General features: G+C 45.0%; 3 protein-coding genes. All 3 read right to left on the bottom strand.

The genetic code is table 11. The features are described 5' to 3' along the window. The coding region (locus KB186_RS25780) for an Ig-like domain-containing protein (RefSeq protein ID WP_232774667.1) at window positions 1-9,391 on the bottom strand (9,391 nt) is incomplete at its 3' end. A 623-nt stretch (window positions 9,392-10,014) separates the two neighbouring features. Continuing rightward, entirely contained in the window at window positions 10,015-10,374 is a 360-nt protein-coding gene (locus tag KB186_RS25775) for a hypothetical protein (RefSeq protein ID WP_173608527.1), read from the bottom strand. Between the two features lie 21 nt (window positions 10,375-10,395). After that, the gene (locus KB186_RS25770) at window positions 10,396-15,834 is read right to left on the bottom strand and encodes an RHS repeat domain-containing protein (protein WP_232774666.1); all 5,439 of its coding nucleotides are present in this window, start codon (window positions 15,832-15,834) and stop codon (window positions 10,396-10,398) included. Between the last annotated feature and the right edge of the window lie 13 nt (window positions 15,835-15,847).

Genomic DNA, 15,847 nt, shown 5'->3' with positions numbered 1-15,847 from the left:
CATCTACCGTTGCTACCGCTGGGTTACTGCTCTCATACGTCGACTGTGTCGTGACATCTTGTGTACTGTTGTTTGCATAGGTCGCCGTGATTTGCAACGGTTTGCTTTGTGAGATTGGCAGTAAAACCGTCTCCGGACTCGCTACGAGTTGCTGTGCAGAGATCACCAGCATACTTTCTATTGGCGTCGTCCGATCCTGTACCGTTCCATCTCCTAACTGCCCTTTTTCATTCTGCCCCCATGCCCATACACTTCCGTCTTCTTTCACCATCAATGTATGTGCTCCACCTGCGGACAAGCGTTTCATCTTTTCTTCTTTCAATACTTGTACTACTTTTACATTCACGTTTACCTTGGTTCCCAAATAGTCAATGGTTACTGAGGTGATTCCGTCTTTTATTCCCGTGAGGAGACCACTTGCAGAAACAGATGCTATAGATGGATCTGCCATTGTAAACAATGATTTATCCGCTACATCTACTTCAGTACCATCCGCAAGCTTCAATAGCACATTTAATTGTTGTGTTGTCCCCTCTTGAAGAGTGATGTCCCCCGGTACAACCTTGATATTCTGAACTGGAATTTCTGCTGAAACAACAACAGGCACAACCACACTTGCTCCCCCAAAGGAAACGGTGATGTTCGTACTACCTGCCTTAACAGCCATAACCACTCCGTTTGCATCAACGGTTACCACTGTGGCATCTCCTGGCAAGTAGACTGCTTTCCCCGAAACATCCATGTTCTTGCCATCCTTATAGGTCGCTGTAACTTGTAGCTGCTGCGTCTTCCCAACCAACATGTTCAGACTGACTGGTGTAACAGACAAGCTCTGCACAGGCTCTTGTGTCTCTGTTACCTGAACAGGAACGGTAACTACTTTCCCACCAAAAGTTATGGTTACAGTAGCTGATCCGACCGCCACCCCAGTAACAGACCCACTTGCTCCAACACTGGCAATAGCAGGTTGCGAACTCTGATAAGTCGCCCGATTCGTTACAATCGTTTGGCTGTTATCACTGTAGGTCGCCTTCACTTCCAACTGCTGGTTGGCTCCTTTGCCAATGCTCACTGTCGCTGGCGTAACCGCCAAAGACACTAGGGAGATAACATTTCCTGAAACCGTAACAGGAATAATCGTACTTTGCCCACCGTAGCTTACCGTGACCTGCGTAGCTCCTGGCGAAAGTGCTGTTATCAGTCCACCACTATCAACTGATGCAACATTGGCATTACTACTTGAATACACGGCTTGTCTTGAAATATTTTCTTCGGCCCCGTTTGAGTAAGTGGCCGTTACACTAAGCTGTTGAGTACCACCTGCAACCAGCGACACTTGCACTGGGGTTCCTTTTATTTCCTGAATGGTAGCCCCTTGAACAGTTATCTGGCTGGATGCATTTTTACCATCGTAAGAAACGGTAATCGTCGCTGTTCCTGCTTTGATACCCGTTACGACACCCTGGCTGCTTACTTGCGCAACAGATGCATTCGAGGTGTCAAAGCTGGCAACGCTGCTGATATCTTTGCTGTTACCGTCTGAGTAATAAGCGGATGCGTACAAGCGTTGGATTTGGCCTTCTGTTATCGTTGATTGTCCTGGTGTAAGACTGATCGATGTCAAATGAACAGAAGGTGCATCAACCGTAATGGCTAATGTCTTCGACTGCCCTCCGAAATACAACCTGGCCTTCGTCGTCCCGCCGTTCACCGCATACACAATCCCCTTGTTGATATAGGCAACCGAAGGATCTTCCACGACATATACAGCCTGCGCGCTTACATCTACCTGACTCCCGTTGTCCAACGTTGCCATGACCTTGATCGATTTGGAGTTACCGGGTGATACATCCACCTTCTCCAGATCAAGACTTAAGGCTTTGGCTTTCTGTGGTGTAGATGCATTTTGCTTTACGCTTTTTGTGATATTTCCGTTCTCGTCATGATAGAAAATGACGCTTTCGATTCCATTTTCTTTGATCGCCTTAATTCGATTGTTTTGATCGTATACATACTCGTAAACCGTTCCCCCAGCCGCTGGAGCAAAAACGGTAAATAATACATTGACTGGATTACTTTCTGTATTGGTCAACTTAATCGTATAGGCACCTGCTGCCAAATCATAAATGACTTCAGCTGCACTTGGCTTCTCCCTCGGTGACACTTGAACCCCATTGGAATAGACCGTTACAGCAGGATACTTCTGACTTGGATTTTTCAACTGCGTAACCATGCGATACTTTCCAGGAATGATAGCATTCATGGCGATTTCTACCGTTTGTCCACCTGGAATCGTGATATCGTTTGGCTGATTAAAAACAAAGGCTTCGCCTCCTGGCTTTGCCAGAAGCGTAGCGTAAAACGCACTTTTTCCTACAATCTTCACATAATACGTTTTTCCGGCAGCAAATACTGGATTCACTCTACCATTACTTCCTGAAGAGATCTCCTCATGATCCAGCAAGTTCGCCCCTTTATAAACAGATATATTTGCATCTGCCGCTAATCCCGAGTCGTTATTTAACGTGAACTGATAAACTCCGCTCGTTTTCGCTGTGATTTTAAAGTATTTTGCCTGGTTGGTAGGAAAATGCATCCGTACCGGGTTATACTCTACCAACAGATTAAAATTGCTTTCTGCTGGTTTCGTTTGGACCGTGATCGAGCCGCTGCCATAGCTGCTAGTACCGGATGAATTGTACGCCCAAAGTCTAATTGTATAAACGGTCGCCGGTTGTAGGCCCGTGATGGTATGATTGGACACATTACCTATCCGCTTAATACCTCCGCCATCTACTTGAATGCCGTAGTCTGTTGCGCCTGCGACAGGACTCCAAAATACTTTAAGAGAATTCGTATCTGCCTCTACACTAATATTATTTGGGGCATCTGGTTTCTTCTCGATAGTCAAGCTTCCAGGATAAACCGCTACAAAACCGCCGCGATTGGAAACTTCGATGTTCGGATAGGTGCCTTCTCCAAGATCCCTGCCCCTCCAGCTAAGGCTCCACTGACCTGAGCTACCAGTAGTAGTAAATTCCTGCGGATTTTTAAGACGATTCATCCTGCCAGATATGACATCGCCTGCTTGAAGATGGGTATAGACCCCTTCCAAGGTAAAGGTCTCATCAATGTCCATGACCCTCTTTGCCCCAGGGGTATAAATGACGATCTTCGGGAGAGCATCTACCAATCGGGATGTGTAATTCGTTGGTGTAGTCCATGCACCACGATTATCCTGAGCTTGAACCGTCCAATATACGGTTTGATACAACATTTCTTTTGTGATGGGGAAAAAATATCTGCCGGACGCATTCCCATTTTGGTTCGATTCGGAAATCGGCTCTTGTTTCTCACCCAGCTCGTTTCCGCCTGGAGTCAGTCCCACTCTTAATTTTGTTGATACGATTTTGTCTGAAACATCATTATCTCTAAGCGAATAATTAATTAACCCCGTGCGGCCACTATCCATGATGACAAGCTCTGTATTTACGACGATAGGTGCTTGATTCGTGGCTAATAGATAGAACTCCAATTTAGCGGTACTGCCTTCAAGGATTTTCGGGGCGTCGCTCTTCATTACCGCTTTTAGGCGCACATCAATGAGGGCGTTTTTTTGTATAAAGCTTGTATCAAATACATAAGAACGGGCTGTACCTGTTAATTTCTCCCGTTTTGTAGAAGTGACATGCCCGCCCTCGCTGATATAAATGATTAATTCTTGCGAGGCTATATAACTTGGATACCCTTTACCGTTGTAGTAGTCCCAATCCAACGTAATCGACTGCCCTTTTGGTATTTCTGCTCGATCTTTCGGATATTTCCAATTCGCAGAAATGGTTATCGGGTCCTTTTCAGCTTGCGCTCTCATATCCAAGCTAATATCGACTTTTTCGACGAGAGATTTACTGGATTTCTGATCGACTGCCCAGACACGAAGTGAGTAGAGATGATCTGGTTTCAAATTGCTGATGGGCAAGTTGTACGAAAATTCATTTGCGCTCTCAGACGCCGTAAAACGAGTCAGTTCATGAGGATCTTCTTCATCTAGCTGATACCAAATATGAACTTGGTCTCCGATGTTCGGATCCATCGCAATCCCTGATATGATGATGACATCCTCTGAATTAACAGTAGTGACAGCCTTCCCTACCACGGGTGAAATCAAATAAACTTGGGGAGCAGAATTATCGTTCACCTCGGTCGTTATGTAGGTGATTTCAGGTGTCCATTTTAGAAGATCCCCAATGTTGTTTTCTTTCTGGTTGACTTGAAAAATCAGTGCGTCTCCTTCTTCAATCGAAAGCTCCTCCTGAATTTCCACACCAATCTCATCGTTAAAGTCAATCGATTGCCAGCCTGAGGACGGCCAAATTTGAGCATCATTTTTCAGTAGTCGGACGTTGGCTCCGTCTCCCTCTTCCACTTGGATTTTGGAAATCCAACCGCTAACGTGAATTCGTCCTGAACGCGGTGCCTTCCATTTCAGGACAGGATCTGAGCTCCCGACTTTTATCCACGTGTTTCCGATTGCCGTCTCGTTTTGATTACTCTTCCATTCCTCGGCAGCTTTGTCCCACTCCAAGTCCGTGAAGCGATCTCCGCTTACCTCCTGATAGGACCAGTTGTTCTGTCCTTGCTGATTAGAAAATTGCAGCCAAAAAGCATACGTGTCGTGTATGGGTTCAACAATTGTGATAGTCTTCTCCATACTGGTTTGCTTCCCGTCTTTTTCTGTGACCAGCACCTGTAATTGGTGTTCCCCTACTTCCATCTGGTCAACTTCCAACAGATAGGAGAAGCCTGGTTTTAGATGTGGTGCGTCTGGGTATTTGCGCTTCATATCTGGTCGTTCAAGCCCATATTTCGCCTCGCCCAGCTTATCTCCATCCATCAAAACCTCGATTTTCTCCACTTCACCAGAAGAAACGAACCATCCCGTCATGTTGTAATTCCTACTGATCAGTTCGTTATCTTGCGGGGTGTCAATGGCGCCCCCTGTTACCAAGACGTCGCCTTTTACAGTGACAGGGTATTGCTTGACTATGCCAACATAAGACACGGTAAGCACTGTACTTCCTGATGAGAGCCCGGTTAGTAGTCCTGTTGCATCTATTTTGGCGATAGATGGATTATCGATCGTGTAGGTCGCTTCTCCCGTTACATCCTTGGTACTCTTATCTCGATAAGATGCAACGACCGTGAATGCTACGCTCTTGTCTTTTTCTAAAGTAACTTCGGAATAATTAGCTGTGATTCCCGTAACGGGACCAATGATGATGTTACTTTCCAGCACGAGACTCTCCGCGCCCGCTTTATCCGTTACTTTTATGGTCAGTTTGTGATTCCCTTCCGCAAACAAGGACGTATCCAGTAGATACTGAAAACCAGCATTTGCATTCTGGTAGAGTGGATACATGGCGAAAATATCTGGACGAGGTCCGCCATAAACAGCGGTTCCCTGCAATTGTCCATCCACTAGAACCTCGATTTTGGACACACCGCTTGGATTCAAAATCCATCCCTGTATGGTTGTGATTCCACCAATAACTGTGCCCTCTTTTGGGATATCCATTTGCCCTTTGGCAACAAGCGAGCCTGCTTCTGATTCTGTGACAACAACTGGAATCACCAATGACTGATTCCCGTAATTCACATGAATCTTTGTCATTCCAACCTTCAGCCCTGTTACGATTCCCAGCGGACTGACATATACGACATTCGGATCTTCTATTGTATAAACAGCTTCCCCTGTAATGTCCCTTGATTGTTGACCCTCAAAACTGGCGGTAATCTGCAGTTTCTGCATAGCGTCTTTTGCTACGCTAATAGTTGGTTCTGTATTTTGCAGACTAATGGCTGGAGCAATTTTTCCAATCACGAAATTTCTTTCTGGTAGTGGATGTTGCTTTCCTTCGCTATCCGTTGCGATCACAGAAACGGTATGATTACCCGGTTGCAGCTCGTTCAGATCAACGGTATAGCTGAATCCTGCTTGCGTATTTGTATATTCCGGATGAAGCAGGGCAATATCCGGTCGAGCAAGGCCCGATTTTGCTTTCCCATGTTCTACCCCGTCAATGACAACCCTATAGTCTGAGATAGCAGAAGGATGTAAAAACCAGCCTGAAATCGTATAGGTGCCATTAACAGTAGCACCATTTACAGGCGTTTCTATCTCTCCCAAGGTTTTAAGTGCTTCCGCTTCCGTAACGGTAATAGGAATGCTGATACTTTGATCCCCATATTTTACGGTGAGACTCGTACTTCCTTGGGCTAGAGCCGTGACCAAGCCATCTGTACTCACCTTTGCGACAGAAGAATTCTCTATGTTGTATAGAGCCAACTTGGTTACATCCTGACTACTCTGATCCTCCAATACCGCCATGACAGTCATTTGATGTGTTTTTGCTTGAGGAACGATTAGCTCTGTAACGTTTGCCTTTAATCCTATTGCTGGTAGCAAGGTAACGACTTGAATCGTTCTGTTCCCCAGCATTACCTGATTTCCACCCTTTCCTGTTCCTCTAACAGAAAGAGTATGTGTGCCTTCCCGCAATTTCCCTGTATCGAGATTGTAGTGGAACCCTACGTTTCCATCCGGTTTGGGAGCATCCATAATTTCTATTTCCGGACGAGAAATGCCATAGGTTGCTTCACCACTTACGGCTCCATCGACCAGTACTTCAATCTTTTCAACACCAGTAGAGTCAATAAACCAGCCTGTGACAGGGTAAACACCGCTGATTAATGCATTTTCTGCGGGACTGTCAATGCCTCCCCGAGCCAGAGCCCCTGCTGCTTTGACCCAAACAGGTATCGTAAGCGTTTGTTCCTGGTATTTCACGATGATATTGGTTTGACCGACTTCAATTCCCGTAACGATACCTTTATCTGAAAGGCTAATGATCGCAGGATTCTCAATCGTGTATTGAGCCTCTCTCGTCACATCTTTCGTTTGTTGATTCAGTAAAACAGCAGAAATGGATAATTGCTGTGTATTCCCTTGTATCAAATCTACCTTGCTTATATTTGCCACAATACTTGTTGCCGGTTCAGCACGACCGATGAAAACAGCTCGCTCTGCCAGAACTTGTTCAGCGCCGTCTTTATTGACAGCCGTTACCTTAATCGAGTGCTGCCCTTCCATTAGCTGCGTTGTGTCTAAGGAGTACTCAAATCCGGCTTTAGCATTCTGATATTGTGGATACGAGGATTCAATATCAGGTCGGGTATGCCCATAAGAAGCCTCCCCCACTACTGTTCCATCAAAATGAACCTCTATCTTGGAAACACCTGATGGATCCAGGTACCAGCCTTTGATGAGTGTGACGCCAGTCATCATGGAATTACTTGTTGGCGCCTCTAAATCCCAACGCGGTATCAGTGGCTCATCCTTTTTGATCGTAACGGGGATCGTGATTGATTGACCTTCATATCGAATGGTCACAATCGCCGTTCCATACCCCGTTGCTTTTACAAGCCCAGTAGCGTCTACTGCTACGACACTTTCATCTGATGAACCGTATTCTGCAAGACTTGTAACGTCTTTCAGGGTGTTATCTTCTAAAACAGTAGATACCACCAACTGATGGGAACCTTCATTCGTTAGTTCCAGCTTGGTTACATCAGCATGCAGACCATTCAACGGCTCCACGTCACCAATGTAGAATGTCGCTCCATCAATGACGGTTTGTTGTCCATTCGTATCTTGAACTTCCACCGTAATGCTATGTGTGCCTGCCGTTAAATTCCCAGTGTCCAGTTGATAGTGAAATCCAGCATTGCTATTCTGATAAGATGGATATTTCGCTTCAACATCTGGTCTCGGGTCGCCATAAGATGCCTCTCCCACATTCGTACCATCAATCAGGATACTGATTTTCGATACCCCGTCTGGATGGAGATACCATCCTTTAATGGTATACGTACCACTGATTAACTCGCCTTTTTCGGGGGTGTCGAGCCCCCCTATTGGTATCAAAGGAGCTCTCTTCGTCACGACTATCGGAATCTCAATCGTCTTGTCACCCAACTCAGCGATCAGTTGCGTATCTCCTATTCCACTTCCTGTGACGAACCCTGAAGATGTAACCGTAGCAATTTTTTCATCTTTGCTCGTATACGTAACTTCTTTGCTGACATCTCTGGTGTTGCCATCTGTCATGTTCGCCGTAATCTTCAGTTGATAATTTTCACCTTCGGAAAGTCGCAATTCGTTCGGCGTCGATTCCAGTGAGGTAATCTCTGCGGAGTCTTCATCCCCTAGTCCCAGCGCTTTCTCTAGGTTTACAAGCCCTTTTCCGTAAAAACGTGATTCCCCTAAAGGTGTTGCGTTCTCGACTAAACTATCACGCACTTCGCGATTGGTGGCTCCACCCTTTTTCGACCAAATAACAGCTGCTGCACCGGTTACGTGAGGAGCTGCTAAAGAAGTGCCTGAACGTTGCTCATAGTCTCCATGGAGAGACGTACTTAGAATATCAACGCCAGGAGCCATCAGGTCTAACCCACTACCAACACTTGAAAAGTCAGCCCGTTGATTGTCCTGATTTATCGCACCGACGGACAATGTCTCAGCATATTTCGCAGGATACAACTGGGTATCCTCACCCATTCCTCGATTGCCTGCTGCTGCAATAACCAGTATCCCTTGTTGATTCGCTCTTTTTATCTGGTCGTGTAGCGCTTGACTGTCAATTCTACCACCAGCACTAATGGAAACGATGTTCATGTCATTCTGTATCGCCCATTCAATCCCCTGAATCATGCTGGAATATGTACCGTGACCTTTTTCATCAAGGACTCTGATGGCATAGATTTCAGCTTCTGGCGCAACACCAACAATTCCAACATCATTATCTTTACCAGCGATAACACCAGCCACCGCAGTTCCATGCCCGTGCTCATCATCAAAATCTGATTTTCCTTCTACATAGGAAATGCCTCCTTTTACTTGGAGGTCTTCATGATTGGATATACCTGTATCAATAATTCCAATTTTGATGTTTTGGCCTTTGTAATTTTTTTCGTGAGCTTGATTTGCCCCTATGTGCTCAATCCCCCACGGAATTTCCTGCTTTTCTGTTCTGTTTGTTTCTGCTAACTCTATTTCACTATCTTCCTCAATATAGGCTACATTCTCGTCCTGAGACATTACCTCCATTTCACTCTCTGTTAATTGAGCAACCATCACTTTCGTGCTAAGTTGCTGGACAGATGATCTTTGAATCGCCCTCACTTTTGTTTTCTTGCTTTCTTTAAAACCAATTAAATACGTTTTACTACTAGCGCTTGCGATAGCGTGCTCTGGGATAAGTTGCAAAAACAATAAAGCTAGCAGTAGGAATACATTGAAACGACTGATTGAGCGGATGAATCTAGGGTTCATTCCTGTAACTCCTTGTCATAATTGTGTTGAGCTTTGGTATCATTCCTTTTTAAAAATATTTCAAGCCAGCCAGTTACTCTTCATCTCCTTCCTAAAAATAAGTGCAAATAAAAAATGTAAATTTTACCTAAACAGCATTTTGAATTATAGTGAATTCCTGATATTGGATCAATAGGAACTTACCAATATGTTTTGACTAACAAATTACTAGTCAGCCAATATTGCTGAATAGCAGAAGGGATTTCCAAGTTAGAGTATGTTTTTTTTGACTTGCAGGTCAGTCTTGCTCTAATGGCCTACTACCTAGAGCAGTTCATGTTCATTAGCAGATAGATTCTGAGATAGACAAAAAAGGACCCAAGCGAGCTTAGATTACTCGTTTGGGTCTGGTGTTACGTATATTCAATTTCAACGAAAGTATTTGGGTATTGTATATTCATATCTTCCAGTCTCTTTTTTAGAATATCAGCACCAACTGGGAGATTAGTCAATAAATTATCCCCACCCCTTAAATACCATTCTTTCAAGTAACTCAACTAAACCAGTAATTGCATCCCAAAATGCTGACCATGCTTCAATACATTTTTATTGCCTTTCAGTTTTGTACGGTCTTTCGGTCCAGCCTATTCCACATTCTTTAAGTCTTGCTTCGCCAAATCAAGAGCAACCGCTAACGTAATTCGACACTGTTTACTAAGGCCTTGTAAATATTGCGTAATCGTTTTAGTTGCAACAATTGGTTCAAGCTCGTTATAGCGATCTAATTCAACTTCTGCGATAATGCTATCGTTAATTAAAATCTTATAAATATCTTCCCCTTGCTCGGGTATCCAATGAACAATATAAGCTGTATTCATTTCCGGATATGAACTTTTAATCACTTCAAGTAGTCTTCGTTTCTCTTCACTCTTAAATAGTGATTGATTCGATTTATTAAGTTGCTCCCTTATTTCTTGTTCCAATTTACTCCCAATTAATTTCACGTTTCACCCTCATTTCACTAACTATTTTAGCAACCCAGGGAATGCTGTTACCAAATTACCATGCTTATCAGTTAGAATAGTCATTGTAGAAGTGGGCTTGAAATTATTAAATTTATCCAGTCCAATTGACTTGTCTAATGTGACCACTCTTACGTATCGAACTCCTTCTGAGCTGTCGATACTTCTTACTACTGATGATTTTACTATATCTTTGCTGGATAAAAGTGAGCGAAGTTCGTCCTGTGTTATTGTGAACTTTGAAGCATTCTTATTTGAAAAATGCCTGTCTACAACATGCTTCCATCCATCATTACTGATATTTATTCGAGATTGAACGATAGGTGGCATACCGGAAACCTTCCCCATCCCTTTAGACGTATTTTTCAACGTCCCCGCTGCTAATGCACCGGTGGTAGAAGCTGCCAATCCTAAATCGGGAGCATCTCCATGATTCACCCAAACCGCAGTATTAAATGTTACGACAGCTGTCGAAAGAACTTCCTCCTGTAAATGCGTTGGTACATACATTCTTACTGCATCTTCTGGCTCTATCCCCTGTTCGTATGCCTTCCTTGCAGCAACCCCTGCCCAATGCATGTACTCTGCTTTTTGTGATGTAAAGCCACCGATTCCGCCCGTTCCTTCTTCAACGACGTGACCGCTCGGATCAACAAACCTCAACGGATTATTATGCGTATACGTATACCGATTCATCGACAATGGATTATCCACTTGCCCTTTATACGTATCCTCCGAGATAAACCTCCCTATCTTCGGATCATAATACCGGGCACGCAGGTAGTAAAACCCGCTCTCCTTGTCAAACATCTCCCCCGCATACGTAAACGGGTTAGACATCGTCTCCTTGACCTTATCCGCGATCAAGTTACCCCAAATGTCATAGTCATACGTATTCAGGACGTTGCCGTTCGGGTCTTTGAGCTTAACAACATCCCCGTGGCTGTTGTAATAGTAGGTACCTTCAAGATTCGCCGCGTAGTCTTTCCTCCAAATCAACTGGTTACCAAACACATTCCGCGCTTTGACCCTGCCATCCTGCGTGAGCTCTTCAATGACTTGCCCATTCAGGTAAACGTAATTGGTCGTATCCGTCACACTACCAGTCTGTTGCTTCGTCGCCCGCAGTCCACCTGGATAATACGTGTACGTCGTCGTCCCTTTCTCGTCCTTATACTCCTGCAAACGATTAAATAAATCGTGCTTCATTTCATAGGAACTTAAGATATTACCAGGAGCATTGGCATACACTTGGCGGTTGCCGCGCTTATCATAGGCATACTGCTTAACGTTTCCTTCAACCGATTCTTCCTTGATCCGGGAAAGCTTGTCGTACACAAACAATCCATAATTCGTACCGGAGCGCTTTTGACTCGTGATATTCCCAAACAGATCGTAGCCGTTTGTCTCGTTCCAGCCGTCCGCGTGATTCAAGGCTGTTTTTTCACCGAATGAGCTGACCGATTGCTGCATCGCTGTCGGTTGTCCCGGATACGATACAGCATTGGTTTCACCTGTGTTGCTGATATCGTACGTGTACGTGGTCGTTCCGACTCCTGGAATCGCCACCGAATTCAATCTGTTCGCGTTGTCATAGGTGTACCCGACACTAAGAGATGGGGCAGAACCAGATACCGCACTTCGTGCAGGGTATACAAGTGTATCTACCGAATCGTCATTGTCTGAATAAAGAAGCTGGTAGTCTTTGCCCATCATCGTCTGGCGATTCTTCCGATGGAATCCATCGTAGCCATAGCTGATAGAGTTTCCGATGTGATTATTTTCGCTCAGAAGTAGACCAGACTGTGGATCGTACACGCGCTCTTCATAGAAGGCTGTACCAGAAGAAACTTTCGTCAGTTCATGGAAAGGCGAATAGTCGTAGTTGAACGTGACGCCGTTTTTGTCCTTGTAGCTCTTCACAAGACCGCTTTTATCGTAGGTGTACGTCTCTGCTCTCGTTTCCGGATTCTTCTCGGAGAGCTTCCATGCCAAGCTATTGTAGGTATATTCTGCCGTAGTCGTGCCATTTTCCAGAACACTGGTGAGATTGCCTAGCGTATCGTAGCCATATACGTTTACGTTATTTTCCGGGTCCTGCAAATATACGAGATTGTCGTTATGATCGAAGCGCATACTCCACGCTTGGGAAGTCTTGCCGTCAGAGATTTCTTTATGGGTTACTTTCCCGAATCGATCAGTCTGATAGTTTGTCTCGCGATGGTGACTGCCACTTTGGGTCGTCTCCTCTGTGCTCTCCACTCTTCCATACAAGTCGCGATAGGTGGTTACGATGAGCCCATTGGGAGAGAGCGTTTGTTCCGTCAAGCGCGGCAAATATTTCGATCCATCCGAGTAGGCATTGTTTCGATGATTCTTGGTAGTTCCAAGTGCATTCGTCGTTTGATACAAAAAGCCATCCCAGTCATACAGATACGAGGTGCTTTCCCCCTGCTTCCCAAAAGGAACCATGCGGCTAACCTCTAACCCATCCGGCGTGAACTCGTTTTCTACCAAGGGACGTTTCGTACCTGTTGTGCCTACCTGCTCTTGATAGGCCGTATCTCCATATGGGGTGTAGTAGGTGATGAGCTTCGATGAATCCGGTGCAATTTTCTCCACGATGCCCGGTCCCTCTGTCGTCGCCCCAGAAGCTTCGCCGTCCCGATAGACATACGTAATGCTTCGTTTTGCGCCTTGATTATGAAAAGTCTCCGAAAGAGGTCTTCCTAACTCATCGTATTCATAGGTAGCCTTGCTTCCGTTCGGATAGGTCTGACTTTTGATTTGGCCTTTGTCATCGATTTCGTAGGAAAAATTCAGCACATCCGATTTTCCGCTTTCCAGCTCCACTCCGGCGAGTGCGATCTGCGTAGGCTGAATTCCGTATTGATCATAAGCGGTAAAGGTCTGCGTCCGTGTTTTTCCTCCGCCAAAGTTCTCCGTTATCGAATAAAGCTGTTTGTTTGTGTACTCGTAGGTCCGTTCAACCGATTGACTCTTGGGTGTATTGATTAAATTGGCAGGGAACGAGTTGATCTCCGTTTCCTTCCGAAGCAAATATTGATCGTTGTACTCAAAGGTGGTATTCGAATAGTAAGGATCACCGGATGCTGTCGTAGATTGCGTTCGGGCTGCCTTCAATACGGAGAAGGTCCGGAAGCCCCATGGATTCAGCGCCACCTCATCATATGTCCATGTACTCATAATCCCGTCTGGCGCAATCTGCTTGATCAGTTGTCCATAATGGTTGTATTCCAAATACGTCTCTTGTGCGTAATTGTTGATCTTGGCAGCATACTGAGCACGCTTGGAAACATTCGGGTCTTTCAGGTAGTGATTGTACACATCCAGATCGCTAACGGACGAAGTCGGTTCGAGAAAAACGTACTGATACGTCGGCTTTGTATTCCGACCGGAGTAGGCGTAGGTCGTGTAGGTAGTGGGATTATACTCGACCCGGTACTTCGCGCCAGATACATTTGTTCCGCCTTTACTAATGCCTGTCGTTTTCTCACTTCTCAGCAAAGGATTTCCGTCTTGATTGACCTTGTAAATGGAATTCTTCGTGTAACGGGATGCCTCTGATTCGGTGACATGAATGGTATCCCCATGTCGATCCGCAAAATTCTTCAATCTGGGCAGCTTTTCCTTTGGCACCTTCCATACCTCACGGAAATTGCCGTTATCTGTATAGCTCTTTTCCAGCTTATACGTATTTGTACCGCTCGGTGTTTTCTGTGTATAGCTGTACGATACTTTATTGACAGGATGGTAGGATACATAGCTCAAGGCATGCTTGTCTTGAAAAATTCGTACGAGTCCGTCATTGAAGGTAGTTTGACCTAATTGATAGGGGCGGTAATCGTAATTGATTTTTAAGCCCTGCAAGGGATAAAACGCTTCTTGCATGAGCAAGTAATCGATTTCCGAGCGTTTCGCTACATCGGACTCCCAGAACTTCGCTGAATCCTGTAGGGCTTGATCTGTAGGCAGCTTTTCCAGCGTATAGTTTTTGTTTAAATTGAAATAGGCAATGCCCTTTGTTTTGGGATCATGATAGGCATACCGGGCCACTGTATATGCGCTGCTTCCGCTCCCTGCTGTCGGCAGGACTTCTACGCGAACAAGCTGATGGTAACCGCTCAATGCGAGCTTTCGTTCAAAATGGTAGCGAATGTGCTTGAGTACGGTGGTCTCTGTCTTGTCTTTGTAGACAATCAAATCCTGCGTGGTGTCGTTTTGCTTTCGTTTCAGCACCACATAACGGCCGACACTGTCTTCTATGCTCACCGGCTCTCCATCGCTATTCAGGTTGTACTTGATCGTGTCCCCATAAATATTGGATTTGACGACCGTTCCCAACGTGACATCAAACTCGTACTTCAAATTGCGGTAATGCAGCGTGTACTTCCGATTCACATCGTCAATCGTGAAGAAGATGTCTTGATACGGATAATTCACAAACTTGTTGAACCGGTATTCTAAAGATGTGCCGTCCTCTAAAGTAATGTAATACCGATTACTCGATGGATCTTTGTCTACTTTGGTAGAGTAAATTTGTTGACCTGGATTATAGGGGTCGTCCCTTACCGTTACGGCCTGCTCCCGGGTGACAATATCCAATCTGGGCATATTAAAATCCCAGCCGGTTGCAAATTTCTCATTGGACTTCAGTGCTTCATTCTTGGAAAAGTCCTCATCCCAGCTTGGCGCACTGATTTTACTGCTCAGGGAGTGGTATCTGCGTTTTATGTCCAGATCCAGTCCATGCTTTCCTGGCAAGTAGAGATCTTGCTCGACCAGGTTCGCAGCACGGTATAGATCATCGACGGATTGCTCTGTTTTTGAACGAGCAAAACGAAACTCCTGATCCTTTTCGGTGTATTTTACCGGGGGTGGAGTAGTGGATTGGACCTCCATCTGTTCTTCCAGTTGTTTCAATTCATTGATTTTAGATAAAACGAGAGGAGTTAACCGCTGCAAGAGGTCTTTGCTTTCCTGACTCAGATTCTCGAATTGGGTGATAATCTGCTCAGAGGAAAGACGTTTGACTTCTTCTTGTTCTTCTGCTGTTAGTAATTGCAGCAGCTCGGAATAGAAATAGGCTGCGAATTTTAACAATGCTCTGTCAAAACTGCGATGAATGTCAAAAACAGTGTCAGTCTCTAGCTGCGTCCATGTAAGCGAAGAAATATCCGTTTCCGTGTACTCGATTGGATTTTTTACTTCTCCTTTGTCATTGGTGATTGACTCGCCCATGGATTGTTGAATCTCTTCGATTGCCGTGTCTGGTGTTACTGCTTTCTCACCTGAGGTTACATGAGAGATGGACACGGGGGAGGATTCATTTGCGAACGTCGTTCCAAGCGGCAACATCGTTGTGCATAATGCAAGGCAAAGCACAACGATCATGAGTGATTTTATGGAAAAATGTTTCATAATGCCTCCGTTA

This window comes from Brevibacillus sp. AF8 (assembly GCF_021270385.1).
Taxonomy (GTDB): Bacteria; Bacillota; Bacilli; order Brevibacillales; family Brevibacillaceae; genus Brevibacillus.
This window is presented reverse-complemented; position numbering and strand designations above follow the sequence as displayed.